A 19762-nucleotide genomic window follows, 5' to 3' on the forward strand; every position below is an offset into this window, starting at 1 on the left:
GCATACGGAAATTACTGCACAAATGAAGCACGAGTGGAGACTAGCCTCTACTGGCCACAATGTCGGCTTGAGAGTATTCAAATTTTCGAATAATAATGCCTTTAACATTAAGCTGCTGCTCGATAGCGGGAACCACCTTTTCTGCGGCTTCAATATCCACATAATGCCCCACCAATAAAACAAACCACTCGCCACTCTTACGCAACGCTCGGTAGTAGGCAGCTTTATCTGTAAGGTTTTTCTCGATAATAAAATCACGCAGGCTTTGTTCATTGCGCACACTCATTACATGAAGGGTATACTGCTGTGGGGGTTGCGATAATATCCAGCTTTCTGTTTTTAGCTTAGACCCCTTATTTGCCACAACCCGATCTTCGGGCGTTGGGGTTTCGGCGGCCACTGCGGCTATTTTTGTCACCGCCGCCAACGCTTTTAGACTCTCTTCAACATGCGCCTCAGGCTTTGTCACTTTTGTTGTGTGACTCTCCCTCTGCGCAGTCAACTCACTGGAGGCCACTTGATGCGGCTCCTCACGCGTTGGCTGATGCAACTTACTTTCAACCTCATGATGCACTTCAATGCCCGCCTTATTTAAACTCATTGCCTGTGGCAGATCCGATAAAATTTCAACTGCGGCTGTTGTGGGATCAGAGCTGGCTACCCAGCTGTTGATCTTTTGCTGAAAAAAGAGCAGAGCCAGCACCAATATCACCACGATGATCAAGTAAGCATTTCGAAGCAGTGATGCTGTTTTTTTCTGCGGGGGGTGGCTGGAGTCAAGCGGCTGCTTTTCATCCATAACTACACGGTAGTCGAGGGTATGGTGGAGTACAGAGAGTCCTGCGGAGCTGAAAAATTTATCGCACTGTTCATTTAAACGGGGTGGTTCGCCGCCAAGCAATAAACCGATTCGCCCATCGCCCCGCTTGCAGAGTGTATACAACAGTTGCCACACCTCATCAGCTAGGGCATCTGCGCTTTCAACCAGCAACAGATAACGAGCCGGGCTGCTTTCTCTTTTTTCTATGCATTCAATAACTGCCGCTACACCGTCACCTAGACCACCCCGAGCCAAGCACCACTCAGTGGCCAGGAACTCCGTGAGTGTTGCTTCATCAAGCTGATTAAGCGGGTCAATTTGTGCAATGTTATGAGATTGAGCCAGGCTAAGCTTAATGCGCTTCATGGCAGGCGCAATATTCACCTGATCCCCTTGCAAGCTTATCACTGATGAGGAGAAGGCCCATGCAACAGCGATTGCCTGAAATTCAGCCAGGTTGGCGGCGCTAACCTCCTTCATCGATAAAGCCGTCGCATCGGCCACTGGCTCTTGTGTCGGTAATTTTATGCTTTGTTCATCCATCATTTGCTCTTAAGCTGAGCCTGCCCTTGCACATACATGACTCGATAGCCTCGTTTTATCTGTAGGTCTCTCATTTGCATCAATCGTTCAAGCGCATCATCCCAACTTGAAAAATGCTCACGGCGCATACGCCCGGCACTCCCTTGTGCGCCATTTTCAACCAGTAAGCTCCACCCTTCAATCAGATCTTCTTGCAGAACCAACTGGTAATAACGAGCGGTTTTTTGGCTTCCAGGCTGACTTTGCATATAGATACGCATACATTACGCCGTTAAGTGGGAGTCGTTAAGGAGACTCAAATTAAATCGGATTAGACTTAGGCTGAGTGGCATTACGCGGGATAAAACACAGAAACCACTCTTATGCTGAAATAACGTGGTGAGCATCAAGCGTCTCTTCAAGTAGCTCATACGGGAAATCAGAGCTTATAACTGAGTCGCCCAAGCCTCGCATCAACACCAATCTCAGGTGGCCATTTTCCACTTTCTTATCCACTGACATTAAGCTAAGAAAGTGCTGTTTAGTCATCTCAAGCGGCGCTCGAGTTGGCAGGCCGGCACGATCCAGTAAGTTATCGATTTGGTGCACATCGTCAGCCGTTACCCAGCCCATGCGCATTGAGAGGTCTGCTGCCATCAGCATGCCAACCGCCACAGCCTCGCCGTGCAGCCAGGTACCATACCCCATGCCTGTTTCTATCGCATGGCCGAATGTATGGCCCAAATTAAGCAGCACTCTCACACCACCTTCTCGTTCATCTTCGGCCACTATTTTAGCCTTGTCGTGACAAGAGCGCTCAATGGCATAAGCCAGTGCTTGGTGATCACAAGCTAGCAATTTTTCGATGTTTTTTTCAAGCCATGAAAAGAGCGGCTTATCATTGATCAAACCATATTTAATCACTTCAGCAACTCCGGAACTGAGCTGTCGTTCATCAAGTGTACTCAAGGTATCCGTATCGGCGATAACACATTCGGGCTGGTGAAAAGCCCCAATCATATTTTTACCCATTGGGTGATTAACACCGGTTTTTCCGCCAACCGAAGAGTCAACCTGGGAAAGCAGTGTCGTTGGAATTTGAATAAATGCCACACCCCGCTGGTAGCACGCCGCAGCGAACCCGGTCATGTCACCCACCACACCACCACCCAGAGCAACCAGTGTCACCTTGCGGCCAAAGCGTGATTCAAGTAGTGCATCAAAAATGCGATTCAATACCTCAAGGTTTTTATAGCACTCGCCATCGGGCAATATCACTTTTTCGACATTTTTCCCGTCCAGTGACTGTAATAAACGCTCTAAATAGAGTGGTGCAACTGTCTCATTACTGACAACTAGGACCTCACTACCGACAATATGCAACTGTAATAACTTGGCATTAGAAAGAAGATTCTGACCAATATAGATTGGATAACTTCTATCAGCCAAATCAACAGTTAGCGTTTTCATCATAAGGGTTCAGCTCGGTTATCGTAACGGTTATCTCCTGCACCCAGATAGAGGCAAGAGGGAGGATGAGAGTGGCGTGGTCAATACCACCGCTGGCACAGGAGTTACATAATAATTGAACAAGCACCTAAGTACCCGTATTAGCCGCTCACCTACAGACAAAAGGTACTTTCATCTGTTTCGTTAGCCACTAAGCAACAATCTGCTCAACGATCTCTTTTATCGCCGCTTTTACACTTCGACTACCCGTATCAACTGTAAAGTCGGAAACCTCTCGATAAAGCGGATCCCTGAGTGTCAGGAGCTGCTGCATGCGCGCCCTAGGATCTTCCGTTTTTAATAGTGGCCGTTTGCTATCCTTCCCGGTTCGTTTGAGTAAATGATCAATATCAGCGCTCAAATAAACAACAACGCTGTTAAGACGCATCAACTCTCTACTGTGCGGATCGAGGACAGCACCTCCACCCGTTGCTAAAACCAGGCCAGCTTTTGCGGTGAGCTCCTCAATCATTGAGGATTCTCGTTTGCGGAAACCTGCTTCGCCTTCAAGCTCGAAAATAAGTGGAATATCCACTCCCGTTCGATGCTCAATCTCGTGATCACTATCAACGAAGCGCATTTTCAGGCTTTTAGCCAGCTGGCGACCGATAGTTGTTTTACCAGCCCCCATCGGACCTACCAGCACAACATTCAACCGATCATGAAGCAGTTTCGACAAAATCCAACCCCTACCCAAGGATAGCTAAACAGGCACATAGCGACCTAATGCAACGACTACTGGAGGCGTCCGCCCTCTTTTAAAATTTTTGGTGTCACAAAAATCAGTAACTCAACTTTATCATCTTGTTTCGAAGTGTTGCGGAACAGTGCACCTATGATGGGTAGGTCACCAAGCAATGGAACCTTGCTCACACCTTCCATTTTGGTCTGTTCATATACCCCACCCAAAACAACCGTATCACCATTATTGACCAAAACCTGGCTACTGACTTCTTTTGTATCGACACTCGGCACATCATTAAACACCTCGCCCACCGAGTCCTTGCTAACCCGCAAATCCATTAACACCCGGTCATCGGGGGTAATTTGAGGGGTAACCGTCAAACTAAGAACAGCCTTTTTAAATGAGACAGTCGCCGCGCCACTGGATGATGCTTCTCGATAAGGGATCTCAGTACCCTGCTCTATCAATGCCTCTTTACCATTAGAGGTCACCACACGCGGGCTTGAAATTACCTCGCCGCGGCCTTCAGCCTGTAGTGCTGAAATTTCAAGATCAAGCAGGGAGCCACCACTCAATATAGATAAGGCAAACCGCCCGGCATTTATCGCAGTAACCGGCATATTCACATTCAAACGATCAGTATATGTGGTTGCACCGGTAGGAACTTCGACACCACTGGTAGAGGTATCCAGAGCAGAGCCCACCATAGTTGATGCAACTCCACGCGATGTACCCGAGGTCATAAACAGATTGTCCCCTGCCTGATCAACATTGGTGACCCCAAAGCGAGCACCCAGATCACGCGAGAAGTTGCTGGTTGCAATCACAATACGAGAATCGATCATTACCTGGCGAATAGGAACATCCAAGGTTTTTATTAACTCACGAATATTTTCACGTTTTTCTGCAATATCACTTATCAACAGCGTATTGGTACGTTCATCAACACTTATCTTACCACGGGACGAAAGCAACCCCTCTCCCCCAGAGAGCAGTTCAGCAAACTCTGTCGCTTTGGCATAATTAACCTGTAGCAACTCAGTTCTCACCATCTCAAGATCTTTCAGTTGTCGCTGTGACTCCAGCTCCATTTTCTCGCGTGCGGCGACCTCTTCACTGGGGGCAATCAAAATAACATTACCCTCTTGTCGCATCGCCAACCCTTTTATACGTAATATAATTTCCAGCGCTTGATCCCACGGCACGTTTTTAAGGCGAAGTGTCAAATTTCCACTCACCGTGTCGCTCGCGACCATATTCAAACCTGTAAAATCAGCAATCAACTGTAATACTGCCCTCACTTCAATATCCTGAAAATTAAGCGAGAGTTTATCGCCGATATACTCACCATCCACACTGCCAATCTGTTGACTATTTTCGGGGGATTTCACCTCGAGGACAAACTCTTTTTCTGCCTGAAATGCCATGTGGTCAAACTCTTCATTCATGGTGATAATCAGACGCGTATAACCATCACCGGCATTAGCATCAATAGATTTTACCGGAGTAGCAAAGTCTAAAACATCGTAGCGCTGAGCCAACTGCGCTGGAATATCTGTACCCATAAAATCAACAATAACTTTTTTACCCACTAGCCGAGTATCGGTGACAATATTCTTATCGGATAACTTCACAATTACGCGGCCTTGACCATCATTGCCACGACGAAAATCAATGGCATCTATTTGGTAGCCATCTGCTGAGGAGGTATATTTATTGCTCGAGTTGGGGTTGTCGAATGTTATCACCAGCTCGCTCCCCGTTGGTTTGACCTCGTAATTTACAGAGTCAGCCATGTTAATAACAACGCGCGTTCGATCGCCCACCTCTACCGTTTCGATGCTCTTGACGACACCCACACCCAGTTCAATATTACTGTCTGCCAGTTCACTACTCACACCTTCCAAGTCAAAAACCAGCCGAGGCGGATTATCAATGGAAAACTCGCTCACCTTCGGTGTGTCACCATCAAAAATCAATCGAAGCTGCAGCTTGCGATCAGCAATAGTTTGTTGTTTGATTTCAAGCAGTGAACGCTTTGCCGCCACACGATTACTTGTGGGAAAATCAACGACGGTATCGACCACGCTCTCTGCTTCGTCCTGCAGCGGGGAGGAAGAGGCTACGCTCTCCTCTGAATTAAGCTTTATAAACAGACTGCCATTTTCAATCCGGCTCTCATATCCAACCAGCTCATCTAGGTTGATGACAACCCGGGTTCGGCCACTGGCTTCTACTGCGGTCACACTATGAGCATTCACCCCCCCCTTTATTTTTAACGGCAATGTCCAGGGCAGTTGATTGTCAACACCTTTAAAGTCAAAAGTGATGCGTGCAGGAGATGCTGTGGTGAAGTAACTGGGTTCGGGAATATCACCCTTAAAGCTCAATTGAAGCTCTACCGGGGCCCCTTTTTCTGCTTTATACCCTATATAGACCAATGAACTCTGAGCCTCTGCCGCATGCAGTGATGCCGAAAGTCCAGAGAAAGAAATTAGCAGTATGAATAGAATTATTTGTCTCATACTATAGCACCCCAGTTTGCATGAACATTTACGCATGATTTTCCCATTAGTACGCCCCTCAATCATCCGTTAAGAACCAAAGAGACGGCCCGTTCTTCCCAGCCACCCATCCCATCAGGAATAAGCTCCAACAACTCAATTTTATCTGAATCTACCAGTGTGACACGGCCATAATCTTGCCCCATATAATCACCCAATCTAACCCGAACGATCTCCCCGTCGGGTGTCTTTATCAACCCCCATGATACCGCCCCCCGCTGCAGATTACCGATATAGCGCAGTGTATCAATCGGGAATGACTCCAATTGATTGCGTTCACGATCTAAATTTGGGCCGCCTGAACTACTTCCGTTTTTGGTAGGTGCGACCTTATTTAGGGTAAATGATGGTTTGAATGGATCGCGCCGAGAATCTGACTGATACTCGTAGGTCTCATATTCAACAGGGTCACGTAGTGGCTCCACACTTCCCGCAGGACGCGCCTTGACAGACTCCACATAGGCTCTTAAGTCTTCCGTTGACCCGCCGCTGCATGATGTTAATCCCAACACAATGACAAGGGGTGAAGCTAACCTCAAAGTGCTTTTACACTTAAATTTCACATTACGATACAACATAGATAGCCCCTATCGTCTCCTTGCGGTACGTTTACCCGATTTTTTCTTCTCTTTGGCGACCTGTTCAATCTCTTCATCATCCAAGTAGCGGTATGTTTTCGCTTGTGCAGTCATCAAAAAAACGCCTTCATTTCCGCTACTGATTTTAAAATCATGTAATGTCACAATGCGCGGCAATTGAGCCACATCGCTTACAAATCGGCCAAACTGATGATATTCACCCGCCACCTCAAGCTGGATCGGCAATTCGGCATAGAATTCCAAAGGCTTCTCTTTTTCAGGCTGAAACAGTTTAAAGTCCAACCCATTCGCAGCACCCACCGATGAAACTTCAGAGAGCAGATCAGCCACTTCAGTTTTGCTGGGCAACTGACGCAAAAGTGTCCCAAAAGATCTTTCAATCTCCTTCATCTGTTCCTGGTATTCGTCCAAATTGGCTGCTTTAGACTGTTTCATTTCGAACTCACTCTTCAAGCTAATCTCTTTAGCTTCAGCGGCTGCTAGGCGATCAAGCTCTGGTTTGATGACAACCATATATCCTATAACAAAAACAACGACGCAAGTAATGGCAATCGCGACGCCTCGTACCCAGACAGGCCATGATCCAACATTATTAAAATCTAGGTTGAGGTTTTGCATGTCAGTTGAAAGACTCATTTCTCCTCCTCCCCTTCATGCCCGACAACATCCACCTGGTTCACCGTGAGTGAAAAACGGTGTCCGCGCCCGCGCTCTTGCTTTCCTGATGAGTCAATAACAATCAAGCGAGGATCATCAAACCAAATTGAGGCATCAAGGTTTCTCATAAAGCTCGACACACGAGCATTGGACTGAGCTCGTCCATCAATTGTGACGACATTGCCGCTGCGTGTCACTGATGTAAAGTAGACTCCTTCAGGAATGGCAAAAACCATTTCATCAAACATGTGGACGATTCCTGGGCGGCTTCGCTGCAGCTTTTGAATCACATCCATGCGCTGGACCAGCCCCTCTTTTTCATCCTCTAACACCCTAATCTGGGCAATCATATCCTGAAAAACGACTATTTCACGCTCAAGATAGTCATTTCTTGACTCCTGAGCACTCACTGAGCTTTTAACCTGAACCAGTACAGCGCCCACAATGACAGCCATTAGAATGGCGGCCAAAATTGCCAACTGGATAAAATCTTTCTGTTTCTCTTTTCGTTGACTCTCTCGCCACGGCAGAAGATTTATACTTGCCATTAATCAAAACTCCTCATTGCAAGGCCACAGGCAATCATTAAAGAGGGTGCATCATTACTCAATGCCTGCGCTTTAACCCGTGATGCCAGTGACATGTTTGCAAATGGATTCGCAATCGCCGCAGGCGTACCCAAATGCCCCTCAAGCAACTCATCAACACCGGCAACAGATGCGCAGCCACCCGCCAGAACGACGTAATCAACACTATTGTAGTGACTTGAGGAGAAAAAAAACTGGAGTGAGCGACTCACCTGTTGAACCATCGCTTCTTTGAAGGGTTGCAGCACTTCAGGAGTGTAGTTATCTGGCAGACCGCCCTGGCGTTTTGCCATACCCGCCTCCTCGTAAGTCAAGCCATAGCGTCGCTGTATCTCTTCCGTCAATTGCTTACCACCAAACACCTGTTCCCGAGTATAGATAATCTGATTATTGTGCATCACATTAAGGGTTGTCATGGTTGCGCCAATATCTGCCACGGCAATTGTCATGTCATTGAAATTATCAGGTAGCTGTGGCCCCAACAGTGCAAATGCATTCTCCATGGCATAGGCCTCTACATCGACAACTTTCGCAGTAAGCCCTGCCAGCTCTAGCGCCGCAACTCGCATATCAATATTTTCACTTCGCGAGGCGGCCAGCAACACATCTACCATATTTGGGTTTTTCTCGGATGGACCCAACACTTCAAAGTCCATATTAACTTCATCAAGTGGGTAAGGTATGTATTGATCTGCTTCTAGCTGAATCTGTACCTCCATATCTTCATCACTAAGTGATGACGGCATCGCAATGACCTTAGTGATCACCGCAGAGCCTGAAACACCAACAGCAGCATATTTTGCGCGTGCACCTGAGCGTTTCACCGCCCGGCGTATCGCCTCGCCTACCGCTTCAACGTCACTGATATTTTTTTCAACAACTGAACCAGGAGCCAGCGCTTCAACCGCATAGTTTTCAACACGAAAACCCGTAGCCTGCTGGCTCAGCTCCAATAATTTTACGGCTGAAGAGCTGATATCAATTCCAAGAATAGGAGCTTTCCGCTTCTTAAACAGCTCTGAGAGAGACGATTGCACGACAGTATCCTTATAATTAACAAGTGGCGCTACTCTTGCGCCAACCTATATATCGACCAGACTAGCATTTATTTATTTAAAAATATAACCTAATCAAGTAATTTGCAAAATAAGCAAATGCAAAACATTAACATCGCAATGCACTACAATGGTGTTTTCCTGAGCAGCACCTACCCTCGAGTCACGACAGTATATGGTTAAAAAATTCATCATTCCGCTTCTCAAACTATTTTTTTTACTAGCACTCGTTACTGCTTTAAGTGTTGGCGCTTATATTTACTTTGTTGTGATGCCAAAACTGCCCAGCATCGACTCAGTTAAAGAGGTGCAACTTCAAGTACCCATGCGTATTTACACTTATGACCACAAGCTGATTGCGGAGTATGGTGAGAAAAAGCGCGTGCCACTCCAGTTTGAAAACACCCCGGGAAATATGATCAATGCCATATTGGCGGCAGAAGACGACCGTTTCTTTAAACATCCGGGTGTTGATTATCAAGGCATCATGCGCGCCCTCTACTCTCTGGCGCTCACTGGGGAAAAAAGTCAGGGTGGCAGCACCATTACCATGCAGGTGATTCGCAACTATTTTTTGACGCGGGAAAAAACCTATATACGAAAGCTCAATGAGATTCTACTCTCCCTGAAAATCGAAAAATCCCTTAGCAAAAAGGAGATTTTGGAGCTCTATATTAATAAAATATTTCTTGGCCATCGCGCATATGGGTTCGGTGCAGCGTCACATGTCTACTATGGAAAACCAATCGATGAGCTAACACTGCCACAAATGGCAATGCTGGCAGGACTACCCAAAGCGCCCTCTGCATACAACCCAATATCCAATATGGAGCGGGCCACATTGCGCCGAAATTATGTACTACGCCGCATGCACCAGCTCGGTTTTATTACTCAGATGGAGTATAAGCAAGCCACCGACTCTATCGATGATGCTATTTTTCATCACAGTCAGATCAAAGTATCCGCACCCTACGTTGCCGAGATGGTGCGTGCTAAGCTCTATAAACAGTACGGCAGTGATATATACACTCAAGGGATGAAAGTTTACACAACTCTCAACAGCTCCCGCCAAATTGCCGCTAATCGAGCACTGCAGAATGCTCTACTTAACTATGAACGCCGCAAAGGGTATCGAGGCCCGCTTGACCATATAGAGATCGGTGAGGAGCTCGAGCCAGAGGTACTGAAAGAGAGGCTTTCAAGTTACAAAACCTATGAGCCGCTCACCATCGCACTCGTTACCCATGTGGGCGAAACCAGCGCCACACTCCAACACCCGCTCAAAGGTGAGATTCAGATTGCCTGGGAAAATTTAAAGTGGGCCAGAGCGCTTGATAAAAACAGCGGACACCGTGGCCCTATTCCAAAGAAAGCGACCGATATACTCAACGTGGGTGATGTGATAGAAGTTCAACAGGTAAGCAGTGACGAATGGTCGTTAGCACAAACACCTGAAATAGAGGGTGCTTTTGTTGCGTTAAACCCTAACAGCGGTGCCATCCAAGCACTGGTCGGCGGCTATGATTATTATCGCAGTAAGTTTAATCGCGCCTTCCAAGGCGCACGCCAGCCAGGCTCAAACTTTAAACCCTTTTTCTATACGGCCGCTCTCGACAAAGGCTACACACCCGCCACCCTGATTAACGATGCGCCTGTGGTGTTTGAAGATGATGCCCTCGAAACCACCTGGCGTCCTGAAAACTATAGTGGGAAATTTTTTGGCCCTACCCGACTGCGAGAGGCGCTGATTCACTCGCGAAACCTAGTATCGATACGGGTTCTTCAGGATATTGGCATCCGCTACGCCATCAACTACAGCAAGCGATTTGGCATCAACACTAACCACCTGCCCAGCGATCTCTCGCTGGCATTGGGCAGCGCCTCCTTCTCTCCACTCGAGATAGCGACCGGTTACGCGGTATTTGCCAATGGTGGCTTTAAGGTGGAGCCCTATTTTATCTCTCAGGTCATGAATGGTCGCGACGAGCTACTCTACCAGGCATCACCCCGACTCGCCTGCACCGACTGCCTGCCCGATGAACGTAATACAGTGGATACGCCGTTTTCACCTCAGGCAATATCACCCCAAACCATTTATCAAATCAGCTCCATCCTCAAAGATGTTGTCAAACGAGGGACGGGGCGGCAAGCACTGCGCCTAGGGCGAGACGACTTACATGGAAAAACAGGCACCACTAATGATCAATTTGACGCTTGGTTTTCGGGTTATAGCCCTTCGCAAGTCGCCACTGCGTGGGTGGGCTTTGATCAACCTCGAGCACTCGGTGGTGGCGAAACGGGTGGGCGCACGGCGCTACCCATGTGGATTGATTATATGGAAGAGGCGTTGCGCGGCATCCCCAACATGGATCTACCTCAACCACCCGGCATGCTGACGGTACGCATTGACCCGGTCAGTGGAAAACTCGCCCACAGTGGTGATCGTAAGGCGGTATTTGAAACATTTCGCGCAGAACACGCCCCCAAGGAGGTGGCCTCTCCTCCCACAGCCACCATAAACACCACTACGGTAGGCGATAACAATGCCGATATACCCCCTCTTGATGAGGGGGCTGATGAACTGTTTTAGCCCGGCAAGTCACAAAGCGGTGGGTAGTGATCAGGGTAAGGGAGAGCCGCAACACCGCTCTCCACCGCCGCAAGAGCAACCGCACTGGCGACATAACCCATCAAACGAGAGTCCAGTGGTTTAGGAATAATGTAATCCGCACCAAAACTCATGGATTCGACCTGATAAGCCTCCAACACCTCATCGGGCACAGGCTCGCGAGCCAATGCACAAAGCGCCTTCACGGCAGCTACCTTCATCTCTTCATTGATCATTTTGGCTCGAACATCCAAAGCACCCCGAAAAATAAACGGGAACCCCAGAACATTATTCACCTGGTTCGGATAGTCACTGCGACCGGTCGCCATAATCAAGTCATTGCGCACCGAGTGCGCGAGCTCAGGGCTGATTTCGGGGTCTGGGTTTGAGAGTGCAAAAACAGTGGGATTATCTGCCATACTGGCCAACATCTCTTTGCTTACAAGGTTCGGCCCGGAAACACCAATAAAAACATCCGCATTATTCATGGCATCCTCAAGTGTTACATCATCCGTCTCGATGGCAAATGCCTGCTTGTATTCATTCAAGTCACTACGCGTGCTACGAATCACACCCTGCCGGTCAACCAAACGTAGATTTTCCCGCTGTGCGCCCAATGAGACTAACAGCGCCATGGAAGCAATACCGGCTGCACCTGCACCGAGGCAGACAATTTTTGTTGTCTCAATCGCCTTGCCTTGCAGCTCCAGCGCATTCATCAAACCAGCCGCTATAATAATTGCCGTACCGTGCTGGTCATCGTGAAAAACCGGAATATCCAGTTTCTCAACAAGGCGTTTTTCAATCTCAAAACAGTGAGGTGCCGCAATATCTTCAAGGTTAATACCACCAAAGGTTGTTGCGATACGCTCAACCGTCTCGATGAATTGCTCAGGGGTATCACTGTCAACCTCAATATCAAACACATCGATATTTGCAAAACGCTTAAACAAAACAGCCTTACCTTCCATTACCGGCTTTCCAGCCAGCGCACCCACATTACCTAGCCCTAAAACGGCCGTACCATCTGTCACAACCGCAACCAAGTTCCCTTTGATCGTATATTTATAAGCACTCTCTTTATCCGCAGCAATGGCTCTTACAGGCTCTGCAACACCGGGGGTGTAAGCCAGGGAGAGATCGAGCTGACTGTCACAAGGTTTGGTAATCGCAATGCCGATTTTCCCGGGTGCTGGTAAAGCGTGATAATCAAGCGCAGCCTGTTTCAGCTCTTTAGTCATGGAGATTATTCCTCTCACAATAAGGTTCGATAAGTACGCCTATTAGCGTCACAATTGAATATTTCATAATGAGAGCCTTGCACGATTCATATTTTTCTTGCTGGAGCGAGAACTACTTTTCGGGCAACGCTTCCATAATGGCTTTCAGGCTGAAAGTAAAAAGGCGCCACATGGGCGCCTTTTCGTGTAACAGCCGAAATGAAGACTGGTTACATTCCGTATTTCTGACGGAACTTATCAACACGGCCAGCAGTATCTACCAGTCGCTGCTTACCCGTGTAGAACGGATGACAAGCAGAACAGACCTCTAGCGACAAATCTTTTGACATCGTAGAACGTGTCTTGAAACTGTTACCACAGCTACAGCTTACTGTGATCTCTTCATATGCTGGATGAATATCAGCCTTCATTTTGATGCCCTCATAATGTTCTTTGGGTTACGCCGCCACCTGAGCTCTACGCCAAGCACCACATAACAAGAAACGCGTATCTTACAGAATAAGCCTACATTGTCAATAGCGGCTAGTGATCGTAGCGCATTCGTGTTCCATGCACGAGTGAAAGAGCAATTTCGTCACTGCTCAGTGCCTTAGGAAAATAAGCACCCGAGATCATCGCCCCGTGGATGCTTGCCCCCTCCAGGCGGGTCTCGTGGAGATCAACACCGCGTAAGTCTGTCTGTCGAAAATAGCCATTACTCAGGTCAAGGCCTCGCGCACTCATTTCGCGCAGGTCTAAGCCGCGAAAATCACACCCTGTGAGGTCACAGCACTCACCCGCTGCCACACGCTGATTAAACTCAGCAACATGGCCTATCCGTAATAGTTGATAGAGTTCATCTTTCTTGATTTGAGGTTTATTACTCATTTAACTAACACCTTGTTGCATATCAATTTTTAAGCCCAGCTACTCTTTGCACTGAAGCCACAAATGACCAAAGTGATCTTTATAACAGCACCAGCCAGCAGCCAGATACGTCGTTGACACCGGGTCACTAATTAAAGCAGGGCCTTGAATAACCTGGTCCACAGACAACTGCCCACGCTGCCACAGCGCCACCCCGGCATCATTCACCACGTGCGTGGAGGGTGGTGATAAATCCGGCTGCGGAAATTGTGGCCGATCAACGTCACAACCCACTTTCACTCGCAGATTAACCACTTCAATCGGAAGCTCCAGCACATGCCCAAGGCGTTGCAGGTGCAGCTGATGAAATTGCTCTGCCAACTGCTCACGGGAGCCCCATGGAGTGTTTAAGTAGGCATTTTGTCCATGGTAGCGCAGATCCGCACTATAGCTCACCCTAATCTGCTCATCCAAAACACCTTCAGCTATAAGATCGGCACGCCCATCCTCTGCCATCTCATTATAGAGCTGCTCAACCGCAGAAGGGGTTATCTCTGGTAATAGCTGATTTAAAGTACGGGAGAGCCCGCGCTGTTTTGGTGCCACCAGCATACCCAGTGCAGAGAGCACACCCGAGTGAAGTGGCACCATGGCTCGATCCATGCCCAAAGATTCTGCAAGTGCACAAACATGTAGCCCACCGGCTCCGCCAAAGGATGTCAGCGTTAATGAACGAGGATCAACACCCCGCTGCACCGACATCACCCGCAGTGCTCGCGCCATATGTTCATTGGCAACATCAATAACACCCTTTGCCGCTGCCGTTCGGCTCGTCTCCATCCGCGACGCTAAAAGATCCATTTCACGCTCAGCCGCAGGCACATCCAGTCGCATACCACCACCCAGAAAAGCATCTGGCAGTAAACGGCCCAAAATAAGATTAGCATCACTGACCGTTATTTCACGCCCGCCATTGCCATAGCAGACAGGGCCAGGCTCGGCCCCTGCCGATGCTGGCCCGACTTGCAACATCCCCCCTTCATCAACAGACGCAATGGAGCCACCCCCCGCACCAATAGTATGCATATCGACCATCGGCACAGCGACCGGATAGGGGCCAATCCGGCCTTCATTAGTCAGTGCAATATCACCATCAATCAACGCCACATCCGTTGAGGTTCCACCCATATCGAATGTCAACATACGTCGGCAACCCGTCTGCTCACCAATAAATTTGGCCGCCGCCAACCCCCCGGCCGGCCCTGACAATAGCAAATGTACTGCTCTGTTCGCGGCCTGATCGATATCAATCGTCCCACCAGAGCTCTGCATCACCGAAAGAGTCGCCACATCCAGTGCCCCCTTAAGACGACTGAGATAGCGCTGCATCAGCGGCCCAACCCACGCATTTAGCCAAGTGGCCAAACCACGCTCATACTCACGATATTCGGGCAGTATGCGGGATGAGCGGGAGATAAAAATTCCATCAGGAATAACCGCCTCGACTCTTCGTTCAAATTGATCATCAACAAACGAAAAGAGCAGGTTAATTGCGACCGATTCGGGTTTAAGTACCCGCAGCTGTTGATGCAACCGTTCCAGCTCTGCATCCGTCAACACTTCAACCACACTGCCATCCGCAGCCAAGCGCCCGCCAACCTCCAAACAGAGTTCATGCGGCACCGGAGCAGAGCGGGGTTGCGGTGACAAGTTATAGAGCTCTGCACGATTTTGCCGGCCAATCGTCAACAGATCAGCCAGCCCATGATTGGTAATATAGACCGTACGAACACCTTTCCCCTCCAGCACCGCATTGGTGGCGACAGTTGAGCCGTGCACGATCACCAGCTTTTCCAAGCGACTTCGGTCAGTCAGCCCAAGATCTTCGATGCCTTGTATAATCGCCACTTCGGGTGTAGCGGGAGTTGAAAGCACCTTATGCACCCGCAACTGCTCGCCATCGAACAATAGAAAATCGGTAAAAGTACCACCGGTATCAATGCCTAGCCACATTTTATCTCTCTTCACTCAACCTTAACTCCCAGGCACGGTTTCAGTTAACACTATGATTTTTGGGTGTTCCAATCTATCATAGAAAACCAATTTCAGTCTGATCAGTAAACTTAAAAAATGGATCAATTAGTACACCAACCCACGGCCCCGTTATTGCGAGTCGACGCGCTTTCTCGCCACTATGGGTCGATTAAAGCGGTCGATGGAATTAGTTTCTCTCTCGAGCGTGGCGAAGTCCTCGGTTTCCTCGGCCCCAACGGAGCCGGCAAGTCCACCACCATGAAGATGATCACGGGCAATCTGGCTCCCACTTCGGGCAGCGTAACAATAGATGGCTACGATATATTAAATGACCCCAAACAGGCCAAAGCAGCCCTGGGGTTTTTACCTGAAAATCCACCGCTCTATAAAGAACTCATGGTCGATGAGTACCTTCACTATGCCGCACGCCTCAACCGTATTGCTAAGCCATATATTAGTGCTGCTGTAGACAGCTGCAAGCAGCGCTGTGGCCTTGAACAGATGGGCAAGCGGCTAATTGCCAACCTGTCCAAAGGTTACCAGCAGCGGGTAGGCATTGCCCAGGCGATCATCCACAGCCCTGCTCTAGTGCTGCTTGATGAGCCTACCGTTGGCCTCGATCCCATCCAGATCCGTGAAATCAGACAACTTATTCGTGAGCTGGGTCAAACACACAGCGTTATTCTTTCCACCCATATTTTACCCGAAGTGCAAGCCACCTGTGACCGGGTACAGATCATCAAGCAGGGAAAACTTGTCTTCAATGACAGCATCGAAAACTTGAGCCAGCGGATGCAAACCACCGCGCTGTTGTTGCGTTTCAAACAGCCACCAGCAACCTCTGAAATACTTTCACTGACTGGGGTTCAGGATGTTGAATCGGTAGATGAAAATACGCGACGAATTCACTTTTTAGCCGAGCAGGATCCGACAGAAATACTGGTCAGCACCTCCGTAAGTGAAGGGTGGGGAATCTATGAGCTCACTCCGGAGCGCATGAGTTTAGAAGAGGTATTTGTCGATCTCACCTGCCGCGAGCCTCATCATGATAAGGTCGTCCAACCATGATGATATTCACCCTGGCAGGCCGAGAGCTGCGCAGTCTATTTTTATCGCCCCTCGCATGGGCAATATTAGCCGTTGTTCAGCTAATTTTAGGTTTCATGTTTCTCTCTCAGCTCGACACTTTGCTCCAGTGGCAGGCACAAATCGCACTGCTCGAAAATGCGCCTGGAACCACCGAAATAATGGTTGCGCCACTACTGGGCAATGCGGCCATTGTACTGCTGTTGGTTGTCCCCTTGCTCACCATGCGACTCATCAGTGAGGAGCGTCGCAACCAGACACTGCCACTGCTCTTCTCTGCACCTATTTCCATGAGTGAAATCGTAATTGGAAAGTACCTGGGCATTCTCAGCTTTATGTTGATCATGGTGATGTTAATCGCACTGATGCCGCTCTCCCTGTTGTTGGGTGGCAACCTGGATATTGGCATGCTCGCCGCAGGGCTGCTCGGCCTCACACTCATGCTGGCAAGTTTCTCCGCCATCGGCCTCTATATTTCCAGCCTCACCAGCTACCCCACAGTGGCGGCGGTTATCACCTTTGGCGCACTGTTACTGCTCTGGATTATCAACTGGGCAAGCAACAGTGACCCCAACGGGTTACTGGCCTACCTCTCAATGCTGCACCATCTACAACCCCTCTTAAGAGGGGTTGTTAGCAGTGCCGATATCGCCTATTTCTTACTCTTCATTTTCTCTTTTCTGGTATTGGCGATTCGTCGTCTGGATGCCGACCGTCTGCAACCTTAAAGAAGCTGAATTGACCTGACATGGCTAATTTACACCCCACAAAAAACCAATCACGCCTACAAAACCTGGTATTTATCGTACTGTTCCTCTCCATTATTGCCCTGCTGGCCTGGCTCAGTACCCGCTACACCCTGGAGTCAGACTGGACAAACAACAGCCGCAACACGCTCTCTGAAGCCTCGATCCAGTTACTCGCCACTCTCAACAAACCGGTAGAAATAGAGGCATTCGTCAGAGAAGGCGATCTGGAGCGGGAGGCCGTCAGCGACCTGATCTCCCGCTACCAACGCCATAAAGCGGATATAACATTACACTTTATCAATCCCGATACCGAACCGAAAAAAGTCCGTGAGCAAGGCATTACGGTAGTAGGTGAGCTGGTTATTCACTATGACAAAAAGCGCGAAAACATCAAACTCAGCTCCGAAGAGAGCATCACCAACGCCCTTCAGCGCTTAGCGCGTGCCGATGAACGCTGGATTGTTTTTCTGTCCGGTCATGGCGAACGAGACCCCCTGGGTGAAGCCAATTTTCATATCGGCGAGTGGGGGTCACAGCTGCAAAAAAAGGGTTTCCAGCTACAGAAAATTAACCTCAGCACTCACCCTGAGATTCCTGACAACACCGCCGTTTTAGTCATTGCCGATCCACAAACCCCGCTGTTACCCGGCGAAATAACCATGATACAACGCTATATTGAACAAGGCGGGAACCTGCTATGGCTACTGGAACCCGAGCAACAAACCAACCTGCAACCACTGGCTGAGCAATTGAGCATCGAAATACTGCCGGGAACAGTGGTCGACCCAACGGGGCAACTACTGGGCATTAACGACCCACGCTTTGCCATTGTCAGCGAATATTCACAGCACCCCATAACGGCACAAATGGAGGCACTTACCCTCTTCCCGCAGGCGGGTGGGCTGCTAGTAAAAAATGAGAGCCTCTGGAAAACCAACACACTCCTCACCACCCTGGCACGCAGTTGGCTTGAGCAGGATGAGATCATTGAGGTTGTCGATTTCAATAGCGAAAAAGATCACCCTGGTCCCATCATCCTGGGTCTCACCATGACCCGACAATCAGCAGAGCGTGAACAGCGTATGGTGGTTATTCACGATGCCGACTTTATCTCCAACAGCTATTTAGGCAATGGCGGCAACCTTGACCTTGGTGTAAACATTATCAACTGGCTCAGCCATGACGACCGCTTTGTCGCCATTCCAACTAAAAGCCGCAATGACAATCAGCTGGAACTCAGCACCCTTGATCAAGCCATTATTGGCTTTAGTTTTTTGTTGATCATCCCGGCGGGGTTACTGGTGGCGGGTGTTTGGATCTGGCTAAGACGCAGGAAGCGCTGATGCACACCAAGAACCTACTCAATATTTCACTGCTCTTCACGCTGGCGCTGCTGTTAACCATCACTTTCTGGCCAGCCGACACACCAACACTCGGCACGCCCACCACGGTTGCACCTCTGTTAGATCGTGAGTCGGTCAACACCATAACCGTTACCCGGCAAGGCTACCCCAGCATCGTTCTGCATAAAAAAGAGCAACAGTGGTGGCTACAAAACCCACCGCTAGCCGCTAAAAAACCCCTGGTTACCGAACTATTGGCACTGCTGGAGAGTGATAGCCTTATTCAATATCCACTCAGTGAAATAAACCCTCAACAAGTTGGTCTTGAGAAACCATCACTCTGCATCGAATATAACCGGCAACAAGCCTGTTTTGGTGACCGCAACCCATTAAACCAGTTGCGATACCTCCAGTTCGGAACTCATGTTCACATGATCTATGACACCCTCTCTCATCAACTCAGCGGCGCGTCACATGACTATGTATCACCCCGCCTGCTACCTGAGGGCGCACACATAACGGCTCTCACACTGGACAATCTAACGCTACAGCACAACCAAGGCAGATGGCAGGTCACACCACAACCAGAGCACTACTCAGCAGATCAGGTCCAGCAACTGCTCGACCATTGGCAGCACGCCCGTGCACTATTAGTCGCGCCTTACCAGACAACCGATAGTGAAGCCAGCATGACAGTAGCTTTTGAAAATCAGAAGAGCATCCAGTTCGAACTCGTCAGCAGCGACCCGGAACTGATCCTTGCTCGCCCAGATCTGGGCATTCAATATCACCTGAATGAAGGCAGCCTGGCTCAACTGACGCGCCTCCCCACTATAAAAGTAGCAAGTGAATAGCCC

At 48.9% G+C, this 19762-nt stretch carries 18 protein-coding genes; 5 read left to right on the plus strand and 13 right to left on the minus strand.

Annotated features, from left to right (window positions below; translation table 11 throughout):
- Positions 1-40: 40 nt before the first annotated feature.
- The 9 genes from L3J94_01665 to L3J94_01705 all read right to left on the minus strand — a co-directional run bounded on the left by L3J94_01665 (position 41) and on the right by L3J94_01705 (position 8980).
- Positions 41-1363: a hypothetical protein gene (locus L3J94_01665; protein ID MCF6217463.1), complete on the minus strand. Its 1323-nt coding sequence runs from the start codon at positions 1361-1363 to the stop codon at positions 41-43.
- On the minus strand, positions 1363-1623 hold the full coding sequence (locus L3J94_01670; GenBank protein MCF6217464.1) for a WGR domain-containing protein: 261 nt from the start codon (positions 1621-1623) through the stop codon (positions 1363-1365). The genes L3J94_01665 and L3J94_01670 overlap by 1 nt, the downstream gene beginning before the upstream one ends.
- 100 nt (positions 1624-1723) lie before the next feature.
- A complete protein-coding gene (gene aroB / locus L3J94_01675) occupies positions 1724-2812 on the minus strand; it encodes a 3-dehydroquinate synthase (protein MCF6217465.1) in 1089 nt (362 codons plus the stop codon).
- 190 nt (positions 2813-3002) lie between these two features.
- Positions 3003-3530: a shikimate kinase AroK gene (gene aroK / locus L3J94_01680; GenBank protein MCF6217466.1), complete on the minus strand. Its 528-nt coding sequence runs from the start codon at positions 3528-3530 to the stop codon at positions 3003-3005.
- Between the two features lie 56 nt (positions 3531-3586).
- Positions 3587-6061, minus strand: coding sequence for a type IV pilus secretin PilQ (locus L3J94_01685; protein MCF6217467.1), 2475 nt, complete (start codon positions 6059-6061; stop codon positions 3587-3589).
- 62 nt (positions 6062-6123) lie between these two features.
- Positions 6124-6558: a pilus assembly protein PilP gene (locus L3J94_01690; GenBank protein MCF6217468.1), complete on the minus strand. Its 435-nt coding sequence runs from the start codon at positions 6556-6558 to the stop codon at positions 6124-6126.
- Between the two features lie 129 nt (positions 6559-6687).
- Positions 6688-7335: a type 4a pilus biogenesis protein PilO gene (locus L3J94_01695; protein MCF6217469.1), complete on the minus strand. Its 648-nt coding sequence runs from the start codon at positions 7333-7335 to the stop codon at positions 6688-6690.
- The gene (locus L3J94_01700; GenBank protein MCF6217470.1) at positions 7332-7904 is read right to left on the minus strand and encodes a PilN domain-containing protein; all 573 of its coding nucleotides are present in this window, start codon (positions 7902-7904) and stop codon (positions 7332-7334) included. The genes L3J94_01695 and L3J94_01700 overlap by 4 nt, the downstream gene beginning before the upstream one ends.
- Positions 7904-8980: a pilus assembly protein PilM gene (locus L3J94_01705; GenBank protein ID MCF6217471.1), complete on the minus strand. Its 1077-nt coding sequence runs from the start codon at positions 8978-8980 to the stop codon at positions 7904-7906. Before L3J94_01705 ends, L3J94_01700 begins: the two co-directional genes overlap by 1 nt.
- Before the next feature lie 193 nt (positions 8981-9173).
- Here L3J94_01705 and L3J94_01710 point away from each other — a divergent pair, with 193 nt between their 5' ends.
- Entirely contained in the window at positions 9174-11588 is a 2415-nt protein-coding gene (locus tag L3J94_01710; GenBank protein MCF6217472.1) for a penicillin-binding protein 1A, read from the plus strand.
- Here the strand turns inward: L3J94_01710 and L3J94_01715 are convergent.
- The 4 genes from L3J94_01715 to L3J94_01730 all read right to left on the minus strand — a co-directional run bounded on the left by L3J94_01715 (position 11585) and on the right by L3J94_01730 (position 15706).
- Positions 11585-12847 carry a malate dehydrogenase gene (locus L3J94_01715; protein MCF6217473.1) on the minus strand — a complete coding sequence of 421 codons (1263 nt, stop codon included), beginning with the start codon at positions 12845-12847 and terminating at the stop codon, positions 11585-11587. The two genes, L3J94_01710 and L3J94_01715, sit on opposite strands and share 4 nt — an antisense overlap.
- A 209-nt stretch (positions 12848-13056) precedes the next feature.
- A complete protein-coding gene (gene rpmE, locus L3J94_01720; protein MCF6217474.1) occupies positions 13057-13257 on the minus strand; it encodes a 50S ribosomal protein L31 in 201 nt (66 codons plus the stop codon).
- Positions 13258-13369: 112 nt separating this feature from the next.
- On the minus strand, positions 13370-13714 hold the full coding sequence (locus tag L3J94_01725) for a pentapeptide repeat-containing protein (GenBank protein ID MCF6217475.1): 345 nt from the start codon (positions 13712-13714) through the stop codon (positions 13370-13372).
- A gap of 39 nt (positions 13715-13753) precedes the next feature.
- Complete coding sequence (locus tag L3J94_01730) at positions 13754-15706, minus strand: hydantoinase/oxoprolinase family protein (GenBank protein ID MCF6217476.1); 1953 nt, start codon at positions 15704-15706, stop codon at positions 13754-13756.
- 117 nt (positions 15707-15823) lie between these two features.
- Here L3J94_01730 and L3J94_01735 point away from each other — a divergent pair, with 117 nt between their 5' ends.
- Genes L3J94_01735 through L3J94_01750 form a run of 4 tightly spaced genes read left to right on the plus strand, consistent with a single transcriptional unit; the run spans position 15824 to position 19759 of the window.
- On the plus strand, positions 15824-16795 hold the full coding sequence (locus L3J94_01735; GenBank protein ID MCF6217477.1) for an ABC transporter ATP-binding protein: 972 nt from the start codon (positions 15824-15826) through the stop codon (positions 16793-16795).
- Positions 16792-17541, plus strand: a complete 750-nt coding sequence (locus tag L3J94_01740) for an ABC transporter permease subunit (protein MCF6217478.1) — start codon at positions 16792-16794, stop codon at positions 17539-17541. Before L3J94_01735 ends, L3J94_01740 begins: the two co-directional genes overlap by 4 nt.
- A 20-nt stretch (positions 17542-17561) precedes the next feature.
- The gene (locus tag L3J94_01745) at positions 17562-18905 is read left to right on the plus strand and encodes a GldG family protein (GenBank protein ID MCF6217479.1); all 1344 of its coding nucleotides are present in this window, start codon (positions 17562-17564) and stop codon (positions 18903-18905) included.
- A complete protein-coding gene (locus L3J94_01750; GenBank protein MCF6217480.1) occupies positions 18905-19759 on the plus strand; it encodes a hypothetical protein in 855 nt (284 codons plus the stop codon). Before L3J94_01745 ends, L3J94_01750 begins: the two co-directional genes overlap by 1 nt.
- The last annotated feature ends 3 nt before the right edge of the window (positions 19760-19762 follow it).

Source organism: Gammaproteobacteria bacterium (genome assembly GCA_021647245.1).
GTDB lineage: Bacteria > Pseudomonadota > Gammaproteobacteria > RBG-16-57-12 > RBG-16-57-12 > JAFLJP01.